This is a genomic window from Azotobacter vinelandii CA (genome assembly GCF_000380335.1).
In the GTDB taxonomy this organism is placed as follows: Bacteria; Pseudomonadota; Gammaproteobacteria; order Pseudomonadales; family Pseudomonadaceae; genus Azotobacter; species Azotobacter vinelandii.
This window is the reverse complement of sequence record NC_021149.1, coordinates 2,870,981-2,891,682: the sequence shown is the minus strand read 5'-3', so window position 1 is coordinate 2,891,682 and position 20,702 is coordinate 2,870,981. Positions and strand designations below refer to the sequence as shown.

Annotated in this window: 11 protein-coding genes and 1 pseudogene; all 12 read left to right on the top strand. The window is 66.5% G+C overall.

Annotated elements, in window-relative coordinates; translation table 11 throughout:
* Window positions 1-24 precede the first annotated feature (24 nt).
* The 12 genes and pseudogenes from AVCA_RS12760 to flhA all read left to right on the top strand — a co-directional run bounded on the left by AVCA_RS12760 (window position 25) and on the right by flhA (window position 20,700).
* Window positions 25-2,229, top strand: coding sequence for an OsmC domain/YcaO domain-containing protein (locus AVCA_RS12760; RefSeq protein ID WP_012701362.1), 2,205 nt, complete (start codon window positions 25-27; stop codon window positions 2,227-2,229).
* Between the two features lie 218 nt (window positions 2,230-2,447).
* A pseudogene (locus tag AVCA_RS24965) lies at window positions 2,448-2,935 on the top strand (transposase); the annotation flags it as partial.
* A 64-nt stretch (window positions 2,936-2,999) separates the two neighbouring features.
* The gene (locus tag AVCA_RS12755; protein ID WP_012701361.1) at window positions 3,000-5,003 is read left to right on the top strand and encodes an alpha-1,4-glucan--maltose-1-phosphate maltosyltransferase; all 2,004 of its coding nucleotides are present in this window, start codon (window positions 3,000-3,002) and stop codon (window positions 5,001-5,003) included.
* A 27-nt stretch (window positions 5,004-5,030) separates the two neighbouring features.
* A complete protein-coding gene (gene treS / locus AVCA_RS12750; RefSeq protein ID WP_012701360.1) occupies window positions 5,031-8,357 on the top strand; it encodes a maltose alpha-D-glucosyltransferase in 3,327 nt (1,108 codons plus the stop codon).
* On the top strand, window positions 8,354-10,555 hold the full coding sequence (gene glgB / locus AVCA_RS12745; protein WP_012701359.1) for a 1,4-alpha-glucan branching protein GlgB: 2,202 nt from the start codon (window positions 8,354-8,356) through the stop codon (window positions 10,553-10,555). The genes treS and glgB overlap by 4 nt, the downstream gene beginning before the upstream one ends.
* A 267-nt stretch (window positions 10,556-10,822) precedes the next feature.
* Complete coding sequence (locus AVCA_RS12740) at window positions 10,823-11,884, top strand: protein-glutamate methylesterase/protein-glutamine glutaminase (protein ID WP_012701358.1); 1,062 nt, start codon at window positions 10,823-10,825, stop codon at window positions 11,882-11,884.
* 332 nt (window positions 11,885-12,216) lie between these two features.
* Complete coding sequence (locus tag AVCA_RS12735) at window positions 12,217-13,941, top strand: methyl-accepting chemotaxis protein (protein ID WP_413783305.1); 1,725 nt, start codon at window positions 12,217-12,219, stop codon at window positions 13,939-13,941.
* A gap of 141 nt (window positions 13,942-14,082) precedes the next feature.
* Window positions 14,083-15,810 (top strand): methyl-accepting chemotaxis protein, encoded by a 1,728-nt coding sequence (locus AVCA_RS12730; RefSeq protein WP_012701356.1) that lies wholly within the window; start codon window positions 14,083-14,085, stop codon window positions 15,808-15,810.
* A 116-nt stretch (window positions 15,811-15,926) separates the two neighbouring features.
* On the top strand, window positions 15,927-16,316 hold the full coding sequence (gene cheY / locus AVCA_RS12725) for a chemotaxis response regulator CheY (RefSeq protein WP_041807223.1): 390 nt from the start codon (window positions 15,927-15,929) through the stop codon (window positions 16,314-16,316).
* A 22-nt stretch (window positions 16,317-16,338) separates the two neighbouring features.
* The gene (gene cheZ, locus AVCA_RS12720) at window positions 16,339-17,019 is read left to right on the top strand and encodes a protein phosphatase CheZ (protein ID WP_012701354.1); all 681 of its coding nucleotides are present in this window, start codon (window positions 16,339-16,341) and stop codon (window positions 17,017-17,019) included.
* A gap of 391 nt (window positions 17,020-17,410) precedes the next feature.
* Window positions 17,411-18,619: a flagellar biosynthesis protein FlhB gene (gene flhB, locus AVCA_RS12715; RefSeq protein ID WP_012701352.1), complete on the top strand. Its 1,209-nt coding sequence runs from the start codon at window positions 17,411-17,413 to the stop codon at window positions 18,617-18,619.
* Entirely contained in the window at window positions 18,616-20,700 is a 2,085-nt protein-coding gene (gene flhA / locus AVCA_RS12710; RefSeq protein ID WP_012701351.1) for a flagellar biosynthesis protein FlhA, read from the top strand. The genes flhB and flhA overlap by 4 nt, the downstream gene beginning before the upstream one ends.
* The last annotated feature ends 2 nt before the right edge of the window (window positions 20,701-20,702 follow it).

Below are 20,702 nucleotides of genomic sequence, written 5' to 3'. Positions count from 1 at the left end.
CGTTTTTTATCGTGGTAATTCCGCATGGAAATTAAGGTTAATTTTCTCGATAACCTTCGGCTAGAAGCCAGGTTCGATGATTTCACGGTGATCGCCGACCAGCCGATCCGCTACAAAGGCGATGGCTCCGCACCGGGTCCGTTCGATTACTTCCTGGCTTCATCGGCTTTGTGCGCGGCTTACTTCGTAAAGTTGTACTGCCAGACGCGCGATATCCCCACCGATAATATCCGCCTGTCGCAGAACAACATTGTCGATCCGGAGAATCGCTACAAGCAGATCCTCAAGATCCAGGTGGAGTTGCCGGCGGATATCTCGGAGAAGGATCGCCTGGGCATCCTGCGTTCCATCGACCGCTGCACGGTGAAGAAGGTCGTGCAGACCGGGCCTGACTTCGTGATCGAGGAAGTGGAAAACCTCGATGCCGATGCCCAGGCGTTGTTAATGCTCAACCCCGACGCCGACGCGAGCACCTACATCCTGGGCAAGGATCTGCCGCTGGAGCAGACCATCGCCAACATGTCGGAAATCCTCGCCGGCCTGGGCATGAAGATCGAGATCGCGTCGTGGCGCAACATAGTGCCCAACGTGTGGTCGCTGCATATCCGCGATGCGCAATCGCCGACGTGCTTCACCAACGGCAAGGGTGCGACCAAGGAAAGCGCGCTGGCATCGGCTCTGGGCGAATTCATCGAGCGCCTGAACTGCAATTTCTTCTACAACGACCAGTTCTGGGGAGAAGACATCGCCAATGCGGCGTTCGTGCACTACCCGGATGAGCGCTGGTTCAAGCCTGGCCGCAAGGATGCGCTGCCGGCTGAAATCCTCGACGCGTACTGCCTGGAAATCTACAACCCCGACGACGAGTTGCGTGGTTCGCACCTGTACGACACCAACTCCGGCAATGTGGAGCGCGGCATCTGTTCGCTGCCGTTCGTGCGCCAGTCCGACGGCGAGGTGGTGTACTTCCCGTCCAACCTGATCGAGAACCTGTACCTCAGCAATGGCATGAGTGCCGGCAATATGCTGGCCGAAGCGCAGGTGCAGTGCCTGTCGGAAATCTTCGAGCGCGCGGTGAAGCGTGAAATCCTCGAAGGTGAACTCGCCCTGCCCGATGTGCCGCACGAGGTGCTGGCGAAGTACCCGGGCATCCTGGCCGGTATCCAGGGCCTGGAAGAACAGGGCTTCCCGGTGCTGGTCAAGGATGCGTCGCTGGGCGGCGAGTTCCCGGTGATGTGCGTGACCTTGATGAACCCGCGTACCGGCGGCGTGTTCGCCTCGTTCGGCGCGCACCCGAACTTCGAGGTGGCACTGGAGCGCAGCCTGACGGAGTTGCTGCAGGGCCGCAGCTTCGAAGGCCTGAACGACCTGCCGGCGCCGACCTTCGAAAGCCACGCCTTGACCGAGCCGAACAACTTCGTCGAACACTTCATCGACTCCAGCGGCGTGGTGTCGTGGCGCTTCTTCAGCGCCAAGGCCGACTTCGAATTCGTCGAGTGGGACTTCTCCGGCCAGGGGGAAGATTCCAATGCCGAGGAAGCCGCCACCCTGTTCGGCATTCTCGAAGACATGGGCAAGGAAGTGTACATGGCGGTGTACGAGCACCTGGGGGCCACGGCGTGCCGCATCCTGGTGCCAGGGTATTCGGAGATCTATCCGGTAGAGGATCTGATCTGGGATAACACCAACAAGGCGTTGTCGTTCCGCGAGGACATCCTGAACCTGCACCGCCTGGACGATGCCCGCCTCAAGGCACTGCTCAAGCGTCTGGAAAACTGCGAGGTGGATGACTACACCGACATCACCACCCTGATCGGTATCGAGTTCGACGACAACACGGTCTGGGGCCAGTTGACCCTCCTCGAACTGAAACTGCTGATCAGCCTCGCCCTGCGTCGCTTCGAAGACGCGAAGGAACTGGTGGAAGCCTTCCTGCAGTACAACGACAACACGGTCGAGCGGGGGCTGTTCTACCAGACCCTGAACGTAGTGCTGGAAGTGGTGCTGGACGAAGAGCTGGAGCTGGCCGACTACGAGGTCAACTTCCGCCGGATGTTCGGCAACGAGCGGATGGACGCGGCGCTGGGGTCGGTGGATGGCAGCGTGCGCTTCTACGGTCTGACGCCGACCAGCATGAAGCTGGAAGGGCTCGACAGGCACCTGCGCCTGATCGACAGCTACAAGAAGCTGCACGGGGCGCGGGCCAGAGTGGCGGCTTTATCCCAATAAGCAGGGCTGACAAGAAGGGCGCCACAGGTGCCTTTCTTGTTTTTGGTGACTCGTGCAATCACCCTGATTCACCTGCAGAGCGTCAATCCTCACACTTGGTCGGCAGAACGTTCAGCGACTCATACCCCAAAGTCGATTGCGCCGGTGCCGCAGCGAACCAGCCCGGCCATGAGCTCCGATGTCGGGAGGCGACCTCTACGCAGGGCGTTAGCCGGTCGGTCAGTATCTGGCAAGTCGCACAAGGTGTGGCGGCTGCCGATCTCAAGCCGCACCGGCTGAAAACCTTCAAGATCAGTAACGACCCGCACTTTGCAGACAAAGTGGTCGATGTCGTCGGGCTGTACTTGAATCCGCCCGACAACGCCCTGGTGCTGTCTGTTGACGAATGCTGCCGCTCAAGCCCGGGCAGGTTGAGCGGCGGACGCAGGCTACAAGCGTCACGGGACGGCCAGCCTGTATGCCGCCTTTGGCATCCTGACGGGCAAGGTCAGCCAGGGCGTTTCTCGAGTTCCTGCGACAGATCGACCGCAGTATCCCGCCCACGCTGGGCCTGCATGTGATTCCGGACAATAGCTCGACTCACAAGTCCGTACCGGTCGCGTTTGTTATCTATAACTCATGGATAGAGGCGGCGGCCGGCGGGTTCCGCCGATCGACGGCCAGACACAGAACTTTTTCCACGCATCCGCCATCGGAATCAGCATGGCCGGCCAATGCCGATCGCGCCAGTCGCCTGCTTCCGATGGTTGTCCAGCAGAGGAACGTGCCCGATGTCCGACACCAGCCAGCCCGGCGTGCATTGCGAGAACCGTCGTCCGACCCTGGAGGAAGCGCTGCGTCTACCGCGGATCGCCATCGAGAACACCGAACCGGTTGTCGACAACGGACGCTTCGCCGTCAAGGCGATCGCCGGCCTGCCGGTGACGGTGGCCAGCACCGTCTTCACCGACGGCCACGACCAACTCGGCGCCGCCCTCTACTGGCGCGCCGACGGCGAGAGCGGCTGGCACCGCCTGCGCATGAAGTTCGTCGGCAACGACCGCTGGCAGGTCGAGTTCACGCCGCTGCGCGTCGCCCGGCATCTGTTCGTGGTCGAGGCCTGGTGGGATCTCTACGAAACCTACCGGCACGAGTTGCAGAAGAAGCATGCCGCCGGGGTGCCGGTCTCCCTGGAGCTGCAGGAGGGCCGCCTGCATCTGCAGCGGGCCGCCGAACACGCCCGGGGCGAGGTGCGCGCCACGCTGGAGGATCTCCTGCGGCGTCTGGAGCAGGCCCCGCACACCGAGGCCGTGGAGTTGCTGCTGAGCGGCGAGGCCTCCGCCGCCATGAGCGCCGCCGACCCGTATCCGCATCGCACCTACAGCAATGCCTTCCCCCTGGACGTGGAGCGCGAACGGGCCCTGTTCGCTAGTTGGTACGAACTCTTCCCCCGCTCGCAGACCGACAGCCCGCATCGCCACGGCACCTTCAAGGATGTCATCGCCCGCCTGCCGGCGATCCACGACATGGGTTTCGATGTCCTCTACTTCCCGCCGATCCATCCGATCGGCCGGCGCTTTCGCAAGGGCCGCAACAACAGCCTGGAGGCCGGGCCGGACGATCCCGGCAGCCCCTATGCCATCGGCGGCGAGGAGGGCGGCCACGAGGCCATCCATCCGCAACTGGGCTCGCGCGAGGATTTCCGCGAACTGGTCGCCGCCGCCGGCGAGTACGATCTGGAGATCGCCCTGGACTTCGCCGTGCAGTGCTCCCAGGACCACCCCTGGCTGAAGCAGCATCCCGGCTGGTTCTCCTGGCGCCCGGACGGCAGCATCCGCTACGCCGAGAATCCGCCGAAGAAATACCAGGACATCGTCAACGTCGACTTCTATGCCAAGGACGCCATCCCCGACCTCTGGATGGCGCTGCGCGACGTGGTGCTCGGCTGGGTCGCCGAGGGGGTGAAGATCTTCCGCGTCGACAACCCACACACCAAGCCGTTGCCGTTCTGGGAGTGGCTGATCGGCGACGTGCGCGGCCGGCACCCGGAAGTGATCTTTCTCGCCGAGGCCTTCACCCGCCCGGCGATGATGCTGCGCCTGGGCAAGCTCGGCTTCTCGCAGAGCTACACCTATTTCACCTGGCGCAATGCCAAGGAAGAACTGACCGCCTACTTCGCCGAGCTGAACGAGGCGCCGGCCAGACACTGCGTGCGACCGAACTTCTTCGTCAACACGCCGGACATCAACCCCTTCTTCCTGCAGCACTCCGGGCGCGCCGGCTTCCTGATCCGCGCCGCGCTGGCGACCATGGGCTCCGGGCTGTGGGGCATGTACTCGGGGTTCGAGCTGTGCGAGGCGGCGGCGCTGCCCGGCAGGGAGGAATACCTCGACTCGGAGAAGTACGAGATCCGCCCGCGCGACTACCGGGCGCCCGGCAACATCGTCGCCGAGATCGCCCAGCTCAACCGCATCCGCCGCTACAACCCGGCGCTGCAGACCCATCTCGGCTTCGAGCCGTACAACATCTGGAACGACAACACCCTGCTGTTCGGCAAGCGTACGCCGGACCTCTCCAACTTCGTCCTGGTCGCCATCAACCTCGATCCCTGGCACGCCCAGGAGGCCCATTTCGAGCTGCCGCTCTGGGAGTTCGGCCTGCCCGACCACGCTGACATGCACGGCGAGGATCTGATGAACGGCCATCGCTGGACCTGGCACGGTAAGAAGCAGTGGACGCGCCTCGACCCCGACTATCTGCCCTTCGGTATCTGGAAGCTGACCCCACCGGAGTAAACCGCTGGCATCCAGGAGCAGAGAACAATGGATCAATCGCTCAAGTCCGTCGCCTTTCTCGAGGACCCGTTCTGGTACAAGGACGCGGTGATCTACCAGGTGCACGTCAAGTCGTTCTTCGACTCGAACAACGACGGCATCGGTGATTTCCCGGGGCTGATCGCCAAGCTGGACTACATCGCCGACCTGGGGGTCAACACCATCTGGCTGCTGCCGTTCTACCCTTCGCCGCGTCGCGACGACGGCTACGACATCGCCGAATACCGCGGCGTGCATCCAGACTACGGCAGCCTCGCCGACGTGCGACGCCTCATCGCCGAGGCGCACCGGCGCGGCCTGCGGTTGATCACCGAACTGGTGATCAACCACACCTCCGACCAGCATCCCTGGTTCCAGCGGGCGCGGCAGGCCAGGAAGGGCTCGGCGGCGCGCAACTTCTACGTCTGGTCGGATAGCGACGACAAGTACCGGGACACCCGGATCATCTTCCTCGATACCGAGAAGTCCAACTGGACCTGGGACCCGGTGGCCGGCCAGTACTTCTGGCACCGCTTCTATTCGCACCAGCCGGATCTCAACTTCGACAACCCGCAGGTGATGAAGGCGGTGCTCGGCATCATGCGCTACTGGCTCGATCTGGGCGTCGACGGTCTGCGCCTGGACGCCATTCCCTACCTGATCGAGCGCGACGGCACCAATAACGAGAACCTGCCCGAGACCCACCAGGTGCTCAAGCGCATCCGCGCCGAGCTGGATGCCCGCTATCCGGACCGCATGCTGCTGGCCGAGGCCAACCAGTGGCCGGAGGACACTCAGCTCTACTTCGGCGGCGCCCCGGAGGGGAAGGGCGACGAATGCCACATGGCCTTCCACTTCCCGCTGATGCCGCGCATGTACATGGCCATCGCCCAGGAAGACCGCTTCCCGATGACCGACATCCTGCGCCAGACCCCGGACATCCCGTCCGACTGCCAGTGGGCGATCTTCCTGCGCAACCACGACGAACTGACCCTGGAGATGGTCACCGACCGCGAGCGCGACTACCTGTGGAACTTCTACGCCGCCGACCGCCGCGCGCGGATCAACCTGGGGATACGCCGGCGCCTGGCGCCGCTGCTGGAGCGCGACCGGCGGCGCATCGAACTGCTCAACAGCCTGCTGCTGTCGATGCCAGGTACGCCGGTGATCTACTACGGCGACGAGATCGGCATGGGCGACAACATCTACCTGGGCGACCGCGACGGGGTGCGCACGCCCATGCAGTGGAGCACCGACCGCAACGGCGGCTTTTCCCGCGCCGATCCGGCCGGACTGGTGCTGCCGCCGATCATGGACCCGCTGTACGGCTTCCAGAGCGTCAACGTCGAAGCCCAGCAGCGCGACAGCTACTCGCTGCTCAACTGGACCCGGCGCATGCTCGCCGTACGCAAGCAGCAGAAGGCCTTCGGCCGCGGCTCGCTGCGGCTGCTGGCGCCGGCCAACCGGCGCATCTTCGCCTACCTGCGCGAATACCATGGCGCGGACGGCAGCAGCGAGACCATCCTCTGCGTGGCCAACGTCTCGCGCTCGGCCCAGGCGGTGGAACTGGAACTGCCCCAGTTCGCCGACATGGTGCCGGTGGAGATGACCGGCGGCAGCGCCTTCCCGCCGATCGGCCAGTTGCCCTACCTGCTGACCCTGCCGCCCTACGGCTTCTGCTGGTTCCTGCTGGCGCCCGCGTCGCAGATGCCCAGTTGGCACATCAAGCCCACCGAAGGCATGCCGGAATTCCAGACCCTGGTGCTGCGGCGTCTCGACGATCTGCTGGTGGACCCCAACCGGCGCATCCTGGAGAAGGAGGTGTTGCCGGCCTACCTGCCCAAGCGTCGTTGGTTCGCCGGCAAGGGCGCGCCCTCGGGCAACGTGCACATCGCCTATACGGTGACCTTCGGCAATCTGCCGCGCCCCGTGCTGCTCAGCGAGATCGAGGTCGGCGGCGAGGGCGGCCCGCAGCGCTACCAGTTGCCGCTGGGTTTTCTCCCCGAGGAGGAGTTCGGCAGCGCCTTGCCCCAGCAACTGGCCATGACCCGGGTGCGCCGTGGCCGGCGGGTGGGCCTGTTGACCGATGCCTTCACCCTGGAGGGCTTCGTCCGCGCGACGGTCCAGGCGCTGCGCGAGCGCCGCGTGCTGGCCTTCGAGCAGGGCGAGCTGCGCTTTCTGCCCACCGCGCAACTGGACAAGGTCGAGCTGCCGGCCGACGCCGAGGTGCGCTACATCTCCGCCGAGCAATCCAACAGCTCGGCGGTGCTTGGCAACGCCCTGGTGCTCAAGCTGATCCGCCGGGTGTCCGTCGGCGTGCATCCCGAACTGGAGATGGGCCTGCACCTCACCGGATACGGCTTCGCCAACATCGCCAGCGTGCTCGGCGAGGTGTGTCGGGTCGATGCCCAGGGCGGCTGCACCGTGCTGATGATCCTGCAGCGCTACCTGGAGAACCAGGGCGACGCCTGGGAGTGGACGCAGAACACCCTCGACCGGGCCATCCGCGACGAACTGGCCGGCGGCGAGTCGACCCTGGAGAGCCAGTACAGCGCGCTGCACGAGCTGGAGAGCTTTTCCCGCCAGCTCGGCCAGCGCCTCGGCGAGATGCACATGGCCCTGGCCGCGCCCACCGAGGACCCGGATTTCGCTCGCGAAACCGCCGGTCCCGAGCAAGCGGCGCAGTGGACCGAGAGCATCGGCGCGCAACTGGGGCGGGCCCTGGAAATCCTCGCCCAGCGCCAGGCGACGCTGGCCGAGGAGGAACGGGCCGCCGTCGAGCAGTTGCTGCTGCAGCGTGATGCCCTGCTGGAGAAAGTCGGCGAACTGGCCGGGGCCTGCGTCGGCAGCCTGCGCATCCGCGTGCATGGCGATCTGCACCTCGGCCAGGTGCTGGTGGTGCAGGGCGACGCCTATCTGATCGACTTCGAGGGCGAGCCGTCGCGGCCGCTCGCCGCGCGCCGCGCCAAGCACAGCCCTTACAAGGACGTCAGCGGCGTGCTGCGCTCGATCGGCTACGCCGCCGACATGGCCATGCGCAACGCGCAGAGTGTCGACAGCTCCGAGGCGGCCGACCAGGCCCGTCGGCGCATCGCCTCGCTGTACCAGGCGAACGCCCGCCAGGCCTTCCTCGCCGCCTACCGCCAGGCGGCGGCCGAGATCGGCCATGCCTGGGCCGTGCCGGACGGCGAGGAGGCCGCGCTGGCGCTGTTCAGCCTGGAAAAGACCGCCTACGAAATCGCCTACGAGGCCGAAAACCGCCCCGCCTGGCTGGCCGTACCGCTGCGGGGCCTGGCGAATCTGGCGCAACAGCTACTGGATGGAGAGGCGCAATGAGCCCATCGCAGACCCAGCCCGACAACGACGACTCCCTGCTGCCCGGCGAAGCGGACATCGATGCCCTGGTGCGCGGCGAGCACGGTGATCCTTTCGCGATACTCGGCCCCCACGACGATGGCACGCTGGTGCGCGTCTACCTGCCGAATGCCCTGGCCGTGGAGCTGCTCGCCCGCGACTCCGGTGAGAAGCTCGCCGACATGCGGGCCAGCCGCGTGCCGGGCCTGTTCGTCTGCCGCCTCGCCGAGGCGCGCGCCTATCTGCTGCGCATCCGCTGGGCCTCGGGCGAGCAACTGAGCGAGGACCCCTACAGCTTCGGCCCCCTGCTGGGCGAGACGGACCTCTACCTGTTCACCGAAGGCAATCACCGCGACCTCGGTCGCTGCCTGGGCGCCCAGTGCCTGAACGTGGACGGGGTGGAGGGGGTGCGCTTCGCCGTGTGGGCGCCGAACGCCCGGCGCGTCTCGGTGGTCGGTCCCTTCAATGGCTGGGACGGTCGCCGCCATTCGATGCGCCTGCGCTATCCGGCCGGGATCTGGGAACTCTTCATTCCGCGCCTGAGGCCGGGCGAGTCCTACCAGTACGAACTGCTCGGTTCCCACGGCATCCTGCCGCTGAAGGCCGACCCCGTGGCGCTGGCGACCGAAAGTCCGCCGAATACCGCCTCGGTGGTCGCCGCGCCGCTGCAGCACGACTGGCAGGACCGGGAGTGGATGAGTCAGCGCGCCGCCCGCCAGGCGGCGGACGCGCCGCTGGCGATCTACGAACTGCACGTCGGTTCCTGGCGGCGCGACCAGGACGGCCGGCTGCTCGGCTGGCAGCGGCTGATCGAGCGGCTGATCCCCTACGTGCAAGAGATGGGCTACACCCATGTGGAACTGCTGCCGATCATGGAGCACCCGTTCGGCGGTTCCTGGGGCTACCAGCCGCTGTCGCAGTTCGCCCCCAGCGCCCGCTACGGCCGGCGCGAGGACCTCGCCGCCTTCGTCGACGCCTGCCATCAGGCCGGCATCGGCGTGATTCTCGACTGGGTGCCGGCGCACTTTCCCACCGACAGCCATGGCCTCGGCCGTTTCGATGGCACCGCTCTTTACGAGTACGAGCACCCCTTCGAGGGCTTTCACCAGGACTGGGACACCTTCATCTATAACCTCGGGCGCACCGAGGTGCACGGCTTCATGATCGCTTCGGCGCTGTACTGGCTGCGCGAGTTCCACGTCGATGGACTGCGCGTCGACGCGGTGGCTTCGATGCTTTACCGCGACTATTCGCGCAAGGAGGGCGAGTGGATTCCCAACCGTCACGGCGGGCGCGAGAACCTCGAGGCCATCGACTTCCTGCGCCACCTCAACGACGTGGTCAAGATCGAGGCGCCCGGCGCGCTGGTGATCGCCGAGGAATCCACCGCCTGGCCGGGGGTCAGCAGGCCGACCGCCGAGGGCGGGCTGGGCTTCGACTACAAGTGGAACATGGGCTGGATGCACGACACCCTGAAGTACATGGCCGAGGACCCGATCCACCGCGCCTATCACCACGATCGCATGACCTTCGGCCTGATCTACGCCTTCTCCGAGCGCTTCATCCTGCCCATCTCCCACGACGAGGTGGTGCACGGCAAGCGCTCGCTGATCGACAAGATGCCTGGCGATCGCTGGCAGAAGTTCGCCAACCTGCGCGCCTACTTGAGTTTCATGTGGAGCATGCCGGGCAAGAAGCTCCTGTTCATGGGCTGCGAGTTCGGCCAGTGGCGCGAGTGGAGCCACGACCACGAACTCGACTGGTACCTGCTCAACTACGACGACCACCAGGGGGTGCAGCAACTGGTCAAGGACCTCAACCGGCTGTATCGCCGGGAGCCGGCGCTGCACGAGCAGGACTGCGTGCCGGAAGGCTTCCAGTGGCTGATCGGCGACGACCGCCACAACAGCGTGTTCTCCTGGTTGCGCCGGGACCGCGGGGGCCGGCCGCTGCTGGTGATCGCCAACTTCACGCCGGTGGTGCGCCATGGCTACCGGATCGGCGTGCCCAGCGGCGGCGACTGGCAGGAGGCCCTCAACAGCGATGCCGAATGCTACGGCGGCTCCAACCTCGGCAACGCCGGCGGCGTCGTCGCCGACGAACTGGCCAGCCACGGCCAGCCCTTCAGCCTCAACCTCAAGCTGCCGCCGCTGGGAGTGTTGATCCTGCGGCCGCTCTGAACGCCGCTCCGGGCGCGCCCTGCCGGAGCCGGCTCGCTGGCGCCGCCCTGCCGATCGTGAGCAGGCTCGCTCCTGCGGTTCGCGGAGGAACGCCGCAGCGGACCTGCCCGCCGACCGCGAGCGAGGCGATTGGTCCGGGGAGAGGAACTCCTCCCTAAAGTTCGACGCCGATCGGCCGATATACCGGGAACATGCAGCCCGAACGGCCGACCCCGCCCCCTTGACGGGGTGGCGGCGATGGGGCTGGCCGTCGAAAAGGAGATCCCCATGGGCAGTCCCAAGATCCGCGTGTTGTGCGTCGACGATTCGGCGCTGATACGCGACCTCCTGAGCGAAATCATCAACGCGCAACCGGACATGGAAGTGGTGGCCGTCGCCGCCGATCCCCTGGTCGCCCGCGACCTGATCAAGCAGCACAACCCGGACGTACTGACCCTAGACGTCGAAATGCCGCGCATGGACGGTCTCGATTTCCTCGAACGGCTGATGCGTCTGCGGCCCATGCCGGTGCTGATGGTCTCCTCGCTGACCCAGGCCGGCTCGGAAATCACCCTGCGCGCCCTGGAACTGGGCGCCCTGGACTTCATCGCCAAGCCGCAGATGGGCATTCGCCACGGCATGCTCGACTACAGCGAACTGATCGCCGAGAAGATCCGCGCCGCCGCCCGTTCGCGTCCGCGCCAGGCGCCTCCGGCCAGCGCTCCGCGACCCAAGGCGCTGCAGGCGCCGATCCTCTCCAGCGAGAAGCTGGTGATCATCGGCGCCTCCACCGGCGGCACCGAGGCGATCCGCGCCGTGCTCGAACCGTTGCCGGCCAACAGCCCGGCCATCCTCATCGCCCAGCACATGCCGGGCGGCTTCACCCGCTCGTTCGCCGAGCGGCTGGACCGCCTGTGCAACATCGCCGTCAAGGAAGCCGAGGACGGCGAGCGCATTCTGCCCGGACACGCCTACATAGCGCCGGGAACCGCCCACCTCAAGCTGGCGCGCAGCGGTGCCAACTACATCGCGCGGCTGGACGAAGGCGCGCCGGTCAACCGCCACCGTCCGTCGGTGGATGTGCTGTTCCGCTCCGCAGCGGAGAACGCCGGACGCAATGCCATCGGCGTGCTGCTCACCGGCATGGGCAAGGACGGCGCGCGCGGGCTCCTGGAGATGCGCCAGGCCGGCGCTTTCACCTTCGCCCAGGACGAGGCCAGTTGTGTCGTGTTCGGCATGCCGCGAGAAGGCATCGCCCTCGGCGGAGCCTGCGAGGTGGTATCGCTCGAACACATGGCCGAGCGGATTCTCAAGCAGGTGGCCGCCTCCGGGCGGGCGCAGCGGGTCTGAGCCCGCAGCCAGAGCCCTCCGGGGCAGATGGCGGTGCGCTGGCGCAGAAGTTCGGCGGTCGCTGCGGGAAAAGGCACGGGGTGGGGTGTCAGTGCCGCTGTCGAGGGTAGTGGGGAGACGATGCCCACCGGGGCGGATTCGGCCGGAACGGGTTCCGGTCATGGCTCTTCAAGCTGGTGCGCAGGCGCGCCGGCCGGGCCGCGGGAGCGATTTCCGCGGCCAACGAGAGGTGTCGCGCGAAAGCGAAATTTCGAGAAGGCTGTCGCCCCCTGGATGGGGGAGCGGGTCCGATTGCAAAGGCTGTACTGGCAGCCGATGGAGAAAGTTCAATGGTGGGTTTTTTGCTTAATCTGAGCATCAGGACGGTGGTCACCGCCACCCTGGGCTGTTTCGCCTTGCTGCTGGTCATCGTCGCCGGCCTGGGCTATGGGGGGACCAGGCTGGGCGATCAGGCACTCGCCGACCGGACACGGACAGCGACCCGGATCGACCTGTTGCGTCAGGCCGATGGCTTGCGCCTGAGAGCCTTCTCGCGACTGGAAGCCTTCGGCAAGATGAGTCTTGCCCATCAGGTCCCTCTCGCGGAGCGGCAGCAGCAACAGGCCGATATCCAGGAGCGGATCGCTCAGGCCAACAACATTCTGGCGGACGTCCAGGCCATGCCGCCGTTCGCCAAGGAGGACGGACGCAAGCTGCTGGATAAGGCGGCAGCGAGTCTGGCCGAGTCGCTCGATTCTCTCGATCAACAGTTGCAGGCTTGGGCGAAGCTCGACACCGAAACCTTCGACCGCTTCGAAGACGACATGATGTTCAAGCGTGGCCCGCAGATCGCCAAGGATTTGGCGGACACCATGATCTACCTGGAGGCCCATGGTCATGCTCAGATGTCCGAGTACCACGCCAGCCTCATCACCTTCGCCATCATCGGCGGCGCCTCCCTGGCCGTCGCCTTGTTCCTGATGCTGGCCCTGCGGATGATGCTGATGGGCTTCGTGGTCCGTCCGGTGCACGAGGCGGTGGAGCACGTGCAGCGCCTGGCCCGCGCCGACCTGTCGCAGTCGATCCCGGTGACCTCGCGTAACGAGATCGGCCGGTTGCTCGGCGCGCTGCGCGAGATGCAGGAAAGCCTGGTGCGAATCGTCACCAGCGTGCGCGCCGGCAGCGGCTCGATCCTGGTCGGCGCGCAACAGATCGCCAGCGGCAACGCCGACCTGTCCTCGCGCACCGAACAGCAGGCCGCCTCGCTGGAGGAAACCGCGGCGAGCATGGAAGAGCTGACCGCGACGGTGAAGCAGAACGCCGACAACGCCCGCCAGGCCAGCGCGCTGGCCAACGACGCCTCGGGCACCGCCGGACAGGGCCGCGAGGTGGTCGGCCGGGTGGTGGAGACGATGCGCGAGATCAGCGACAGCTCGGCGCAGATCGCCAAGATCGTCGGAGTCATCGACTCGATCGCCTTCCAGACCAACATCCTGGCGCTGAACGCCTCGGTGGAGGCGGCGCGCGCCGGCGAGCAGGGTCGCGGCTTCGCGGTGGTGGCCGGCGAGGTGCGCAACCTGGCCGGCCGTTCGGCGGAGGCGGCGCGGGAGATCAAGGCGCTGATCGAGGCCTCCAGCAAGCGGGTCGGCGACGGCTCGCAACTGGTCGAGCAGGCCGGACGGACCATGGAAGAGGTGGTGAAGGCGGTGCACCGGGTGACCGACATCATCGACGAGATCTCGGCAGCTTCGCACGAACAGAGCGAGGGGATCGCCCAGGTGAACACGGCGGTCGCGCAGATGGACGAGGTGACCCAGCAGAACGCGGCGCTGGTGCAGGAGGCGTCGGCGGCCTCGGCCTCGCTGGCCGGGCAGGCGCGGCACCTGGAGGAGGCGGTGGCGGTGTTCCGCCTGGGCGCGGAGCAGCGGCGTTCGGCGGAGCAGAAGCACGGCGAGTCGCTGTCGGCGACCCGGTCGCCGACGCAGGCCCGTCCGGCGGCACGGCCGAAGGCGCTGTCGGAAAAGGCGCATGCCCAGCCGGCCACGGCCGTCGCCGAGGAGCAGTGGGAGGAGTTCTGACCGGGATCGCTCGCTGACGAATGAAGGCGGAGCGGATTCCGCCGAGGGGCGTCGGCGAGCGAATGCCTGGCAGGAGAGTCGCCCGGCCTCATGGCTGGGCGGAGGTGTTTTTACCCGCTCGGGTATTAGGGGAAAAGTTGTATGCGGGATTTTTTGCGTGGCTTGAGTATCAAGGCGATCGTCACTACCACCCTGGTCTGTTTCGCCCTGTTGATCGGTACCGTCGCCACACTGGGTTACATCAGCACCGACAAGGCCAGTCGAGCGTTCGAAGAGCGGGCGCAGACCGCCAAACGCTTCAATCTGGTGCTGCAGAGCGACCTGTTTCGGCTGAAGTCCTTCACGCGCCTGGTGATGGGCGGCAAGCTCGCCGCCGGTGCTCAGGTCAGCGATTCGGTTCGGGAGCAGTATCGGGCGGCGACCCAGAAGTGGATCGACGGTGGGCGCGGGACGCTGGCGGAGCTGGAGGCCATGCCGCCGTTCGCCGAGGAGAAGGGGCGCGAGCTGTTCGCCTTGGCGATCGCCAGCCTGAAGGAGTCGCTGGCCGGAAGCGAATCGATGCTCGAGGCCTGGGGTACGGGGGACCGCGCAGCCTTCGACAGGCTCGAAGTGGACATGACGGAGAGGCTCGCGCCGAAGACCTTCAAGGCCGTGGCGGATATCACGGCCTATCTGTCCGTCGAGGATGATCGCCAACAGGCCGAACATCATGACGACATCCTGCTTTCTTCCATCCTCGGTGGTATCTCCCTGGTCGTCGCCCTGTTCCTGATGCTGGCCCTGCGGGCGATGCTGATGGGCTTCGTAGTCCGTCCGGTGAACGAAGCGATGGAGCACGTGCAGCGCCTGGCCCGCGCCGACCTGTCGCAGCCGATCCCGATCACCTCCAACAATGAAATCGGCCAGTTGCTGCGCACCCTGTGCGAAATGCGCCTGAGCTTGGCGCGGATCGTCACCAGCGTGCGCACCGGCAGCGGCTCGATCCTGGTCGGCGCGCAACAGATCGCCAGCGGCAACGCCGACCTGTCCTCGCGCACCGAACAGCAGGCTGCCTCGCTGGAGGAAACCGCGGCGAGCATGGAAGAGCTGACCGCGACGGTGAAGCAGAACGCCGACAACGCCCGCCAGGCCAGCGCGCTGGCCAACGACGCCTCGGGCACCGCCGGTCAGGGCCGCGAGGTGGTCGGCCGGGTGGTGGAGACGATGCGCGAGATCAGCGACAGCTCGGCGCAGATCGCCAAGATCGTCGGGGTCATCGACTCGATCGCCTTCCAGACCAACATCCTGGCCTTGAACGCCTCGGTGGAGGCGGCGCGCGCCGGCGAGCAGGGCCGCGGCTTCGCCGTGGTGGCCGGCGAGGTGCGCAACCTGGCCGGGCGTTCGGCGGAGGCGGCGCGGGAGATCAAGGCGCTGATCGAGTCCTCCGGCAAGCGGGTCGGCGACGGCTCGCAACTGGTCGAGCAGGCCGGGCGAACCATGGAGGAGGTGGTGAGGGCGGTGCAGCGGGTGACCGACATCATCGACGAGATCTCGGCGGCCTCGCACGAACAGAGCGAGGGGATCGCCCAGGTGAACACGGCGGTCGCGCAGATGGACGAGGTGACCCAGCAGAACGCCGCGCTGGTGCAGGAGGCGTCGGCAGCCTCGGCCTCGCTGGCCGAACAGGCGCGACACCTGGAGGAGGCGGTGGCGGTGTTCCGCCTGGGCGCGGAGCAGTCGCATGCGTCGCCGCAGGAAACCCGGGCGCCGCGCACCGCCGTGCCCCGGCTGGCACAGGCCGGCCCGGAGCAGGGACGCCAGCCGGCCGGCGCGAAGGAAAGCGCCGTCCCGGCCCTGGCCACTGCCGAAGGACAGTGGAATGAGTTTTGACCGGGGAGATCGCCCGGCGGATCGATAACAACGAGGGGCGCGTACCGCGCCCCGTTTGCATGCCACGGCGGGTTTCGACAACGTGCCCGCCCTTGATTGCGAGGGGGACCATAACAATGGCCGACAAAAACATGAGCATTCTGGTGGTGGACGACTTTCCGACCATGCGCCGGATCGTCCGCAGCCTGCTCAAGGAGCTGGGCTTCAACAACGTGGATGAGGCCGAGGACGGCCAGGACGCGCTGAACAAGCTGCGTGGGGGGAGCTTCGAGTTCGTCGTCTCGGACTGGAACATGCCCAATCTCGATGGCCTGGAGATGCTCAAGCAGATCCGCTCCGACGACGGGCTCAAGCACCTGCCGGTGCTGATGGTGACCGCCGAGGCGAAGAAGGAAAACATCATCGCCGCGGCGCAGGCAGGGGCCAATGGCTATGTGGTCAAGCCTTTCACCGCCGCGACCCTGGAGGAAAAGCTGAACAAGATCTTCGAAAAACTGGGCAAGTGAACTCAGGGGAGGAGGCAGGTCCATGAGCGCCAACGAGCTGAACGGGGGTGGCACCGCCAACCCCGAGGATTTGATCCAGCGTATCGGCCAGCTTACCCGGATGTTGCGCGACAGCATGCGCGAGCTGGGTCTGGACAAGGAAATCGAAAAGGCGGCCCAGGCGATCCCGGATGCGCGCGATCGTCTCGGCTACATCGCCGCGATGACCGAGCAGGCCGCCGACCGGGCACTCAACGCCGTCGACCGCGCCCAGCCGATCCAGGACGAACTGGCCGAGGGCGCGAAGGCGCTGGACGAGCGCTGGCAGGCCTGGTTTGCCGATCCGATGGAGCTGGAACAGGCCAAGGCATTGGTCACCGACACCCGTGCCTATCTGGCCGCCGTGCCGCAACTGACCCAGGCGACCCAGGGGCAGTTGCTGGAAATCCTGATGGCCCAGGATTTTCAGGACCTGACCGGCCAGGTGATCAAGAAGATGATGGAGGTGATCCAGGCGATCGAGCACCAGTTGCTCCAAGTGCTGATCGACAGCGTGCCCGACGGCGACGAACAGACGGTTCTGAAACGTCTGGCCGAGGCCGAGTGGGAACCGGTCGACGACCACAAGAAATTGCTCAACGGACCGCAGATCAAGCCCACTCCGGGCGATGCGGTGGCCAGCCAGGATCAGGTCGACGATCTGCTCGAACAGCTCGGTTTCTGACCTGGGAGTAGATACCGTCTTGCCGCTCACCGAGCGACAGCATGTAGGGTGGACGGCCGGAGCCATCCATCCACCGTGGCTTGGGATTTATCCGCGACCGACCCGCCCACGGGGCGCCGATGCCGACTTGCCGCGCCTTCGGCGCGGGTCGCGAATGAATCCGCTTCTACAAGGGGGAACGGCGAACCTTCACCGTTGCAGCCGCAGCCGGGTGTGGAGCGAGCTTGCTCGCGATCGCTTTTGTCCTGCCGCATCGCCAGCGAGCCGGTTCCTGCCGTCCAGGCACTCGTGGGCGTGCGGCGGGCGTTTCTCCCGGCCTTCGCCAATCGCCGCATAAACATGGAATTCGTCACGCTGTTCGGATGATGGCCCCTGGACATGTCCCGGCAGAATGGCCGCCGTTCATCTGCACGAGTCGCCGGCGGCGCACTGGTGGGTCATGGCTGACGAGAGCAGCGATCAGGAAAAGACCGAAGCGGCGAGTCCGCGACGCCTGGAGAAGGCCCGGGAAGAGGGGCAGGTCGCCCGTTCGCGCGAGTTGACCACCTTCCTGCTGCTGCTGGCCGGCATCGCCGCCCTGTGGAGCATGGGCGGGCTGCTCCACGAGCGGCTGGCCGAGGTCATGGAGCAGGCCCTGCTGTTCGAGCGGGCCCAGGCCTTCGATAGCGCCCGCATGCTGGCGCGTTTCTGGGAGCTGGGCGAGGGCACGCTGTTCACGTTGCTGCCGCTGTTTCTGCTGATGGCGGTGGTGGCTCTGGTCGCGCCGTCGCTGCTCGGCGGTCTGCTGGTTTCGGCCAAGGCGCTGCAGCCGCAACTGGCCCGGCTCAACCCGCTCAAGGGCCTCAAGCGGGTCTTCTCGACCCAGGCGCTGGCCGAACTCGGCAAGGCCGTCGCCAAGAGCATCCTGGTCGGCTGGATCGCGGTGTTTTTCCTGCGCAAATACATCGACGAACTGATGGCGCTGTCCGGCATGCCGATCCGCGAGGCCCTGGCCGATGCCATGCGGCTGATGGCCCTGGCCAGCGCGATGATCGTGCTGGGGCTGATCCTGGTGGTGGCCCTGGACGTGCCCTACCAGTTGTGGAGCCACGCCAGGAAATTGCGCATGAGCAAGGAGGAACTGCGCCAGGAGCACAAGGAGTCGGAGGGCGATCCCCACGTCAAGGGACGCATCCGTTCGCAGCAGCAGGCCATGGCGCGCTCGCGGATGATGAGCAAGGTGCCGACGGCCGACGTGATCGTCACCAACCCTACCCACTACGCCGTCGCGCTCAGCTACCGGGACGGGCAGATGGGCGCGCCGCGGGTGGTCGCCAAGGGCGCCGATGCGCTGGCCGCGCGCATCCGCGAGCTGGGTGGCGAGCATGCCGTGCCGTTGCTGGAGGCCGCGCCCCTGGCGCGGGCGCTCTATTACCACGTCGATCTCGACCGGGAAATCCCGGTGGAGTTGTATACCGCCGTGGCCGAGGTGCTGGCCTGGGCCTACCGCCTGCGGCAGGTGCGCGAGGAGGGCGGCGAGATGCCGGAAACCCCGCGCGACCTGCCGGTGCCGGAGGGCATGGACGAGCGCGGCCAATCCGAGGAATCGCAGACCCGATGAAAGCTTTGACCAATCTACTGGGCTCCGGCTCCTGGCAGGCGCGGCCGGACTTCAAGCTGCTGGCCGGGCCGGTGCTGATCATCCTCATCCTGTCGATGATGATCCTGCCCCTGCCGCCATTCGTCCTCGACCTGTTCTTCACCTTCAACATCGCCCTGGCGATCATGGTCCTGCTGGTGAGCATGCTCACCGAGAAACCCCTGGACTTCGCCGCCTTCCCGGCGATCCTGCTGTTCACCACCCTGCTGCGCCTGTCGCTGAACGTCGCTTCCACCCGTGTGGTGCTGATGGAGGGCCACACGGGCACCGGCGCCGCCGGCAAGGTGATCGAGGCCTTCGGCGAGTTCCTGGTCGGCGGCAACTTCGCCGTGGGCCTGGCGGTGTTCCTGATCCTGGTGATCATCAACTTCATGGTCATCACCAAGGGCGCCGGACGCATCGCCGAAGTGGGCGCGCGCTTCACCCTCGACTCCATGCCCGGCAAGCAGATGGCCATCGACGCCGACCTGAACGCCGGCCTGATCGGCGAGGCGGAAGCCCGCCAGCGGCGCCGCGAGGTGGCCCAGGAGGCCGAGTTCTACGGCTCGATGGACGGCGCCAGCAAGTTCGTCCGCGGCGACGCCATGGCCGGCATGGTGATCATGGCGGTGAACATCCTCGGCGGCCTGCTGATCGGCATGCTGCAGCACGACATGGCTTTCGCCGACGCCGCCCACACCTACGTCATGCTGACTATCGGCGACGGTCTGGTGGCGCAGATTCCGGCGCTGGTCATCTCCATCGCCGCCGGTGTCACCGTCTCGCGGGTGAATACCGAGCAGGACGTCGGCCAGCAGATGCTCGGCCAGTTGTTCAGCCGGCCGCAGGTGCTGATCCTGGCCGCCGCTGTGATCGGCCTGCTCGGCCTGGTGCCTGGGATGCCCAACTTCGTCTTCCTGCTGTTCACCGCGCTGCTCGCCGGCCTCGGCTGGTGGCTGAGCCGGCGCGAGCAGGAGCGCCTGGTCGAGCAGGTGGTCAACGAGGCGCCGCCGGCCAGCAGGATGGAGGCCCCGGAGGCCAGTTGGGACGACGTGCAACTGGTCGACACCCTGGGCCTGGAGGTCGGCCACCGGCTGATCCCGCTGGTCGACAACCGCCAGCAGGGCGAATTGCTCGCGCGGATCAAGAGCGTGCGCAAGAAGTTCGCCCAGGACATCGGTTTCCTGCCGCCGGTGGTGCACATCCGCGACAACCTGGAGCTGGGCCCGAACACCTACGTGATCACCCTCAAGGGCGTGGAGATCGGCCGTGGCGAGATCCATCCCGGCAAGTGGCTGGCGATCGATCCCGGCCAGGTCAGCGGGCGTCTCGAAGGGGTCGCCACCACCGACCCGGCCTTCAACCTGCCGGCGATCTGGATCGATGCGAACCTGCGCGAGCACGGGCAGATCTACGGCTACACGGTGGTCGACGCCGGCACGGTCACCGCCACCCACCTCAACCACCTGCTGCACCGGCATGCCGCCGACCTGCTCGGACGCGGCGAGGTGCAGCGGCTGCTCGACAAGCTCGGCGACGAGAACAAGGCCTTGGTCGAGGAGGTGGTGCCCAAGCTGATCCCGCCCAACACCCTGCAGCGCATCCTGCAGAACCTGCTGGAGGAGGAGGTGTCGATCCGCGACATGCGCAGCATCCTCGATGCCTTGGCCGAGCACGCCGCCGCCCAGCCGAACGATGTCCAGGAACTGACCGCCATGGTGCGCGTGGCGCTGGGCCGGGCCATCACCCAGCAGTGGTTCGGCAGCCGCAGCGAGCTGCACGTCATCGGCCTCGACCTGCAACTGGAGCAGGTGCTGCTGCAGGCGGTGAACAACGGCGCCCTGGAGCCGGGTCTGGCCGACAGCCTGATGCAACAGACCGAAACCGCCCTGGCCCGCCAGGAGGCCAACGGCGAGCCGCCGGTGCTGGTGGTGCCGCACCGGCTGCGCGCGCTGCTCTCGCGCTTCCTGCGCCGGCGCCTGCGCCATCTGGTGGTGATGTCCATGGTGGAGCTGCCTGACGACCGCTCCCTGCGCGTGACCAGCCTGATCGGAGGGAAATGATC

What these genes read in the sequence shown, in the direction of transcription:
- AVCA_RS12760 (WP_012701362.1), top strand. Translation starts at nt 25, where the DNA reads ATGGAAATTAAGGTTAATTTTCTCGATAACCTTCGGCTAGAAGCCAGG.
- AVCA_RS12755 (WP_012701361.1), top strand. Translation starts at nt 3,000, where the DNA reads ATGTCCGACACCAGCCAGCCCGGCGTGCATTGCGAGAACCGTCGTCCG.
- treS (WP_012701360.1), top strand. Translation starts at nt 5,031, where the DNA reads ATGGATCAATCGCTCAAGTCCGTCGCCTTTCTCGAGGACCCGTTCTGG.
- glgB (WP_012701359.1), top strand. Translation starts at nt 8,354, where the DNA reads ATGAGCCCATCGCAGACCCAGCCCGACAACGACGACTCCCTGCTGCCC.
- AVCA_RS12740 (WP_012701358.1), top strand. Translation starts at nt 10,823, where the DNA reads ATGGGCAGTCCCAAGATCCGCGTGTTGTGCGTCGACGATTCGGCGCTG.
- AVCA_RS12730 (WP_012701356.1), top strand. Translation starts at nt 14,083, where the DNA reads ATGCGGGATTTTTTGCGTGGCTTGAGTATCAAGGCGATCGTCACTACC.
- cheY (WP_041807223.1), top strand. Translation starts at nt 15,927, where the DNA reads ATGGCCGACAAAAACATGAGCATTCTGGTGGTGGACGACTTTCCGACC.
- cheZ (WP_012701354.1), top strand. Translation starts at nt 16,339, where the DNA reads ATGAGCGCCAACGAGCTGAACGGGGGTGGCACCGCCAACCCCGAGGAT.
- flhB (WP_012701352.1), top strand. Translation starts at nt 17,411, where the DNA reads ATGGCCGCCGTTCATCTGCACGAGTCGCCGGCGGCGCACTGGTGGGTC.
- flhA (WP_012701351.1), top strand. Translation starts at nt 18,616, where the DNA reads ATGAAAGCTTTGACCAATCTACTGGGCTCCGGCTCCTGGCAGGCGCGG.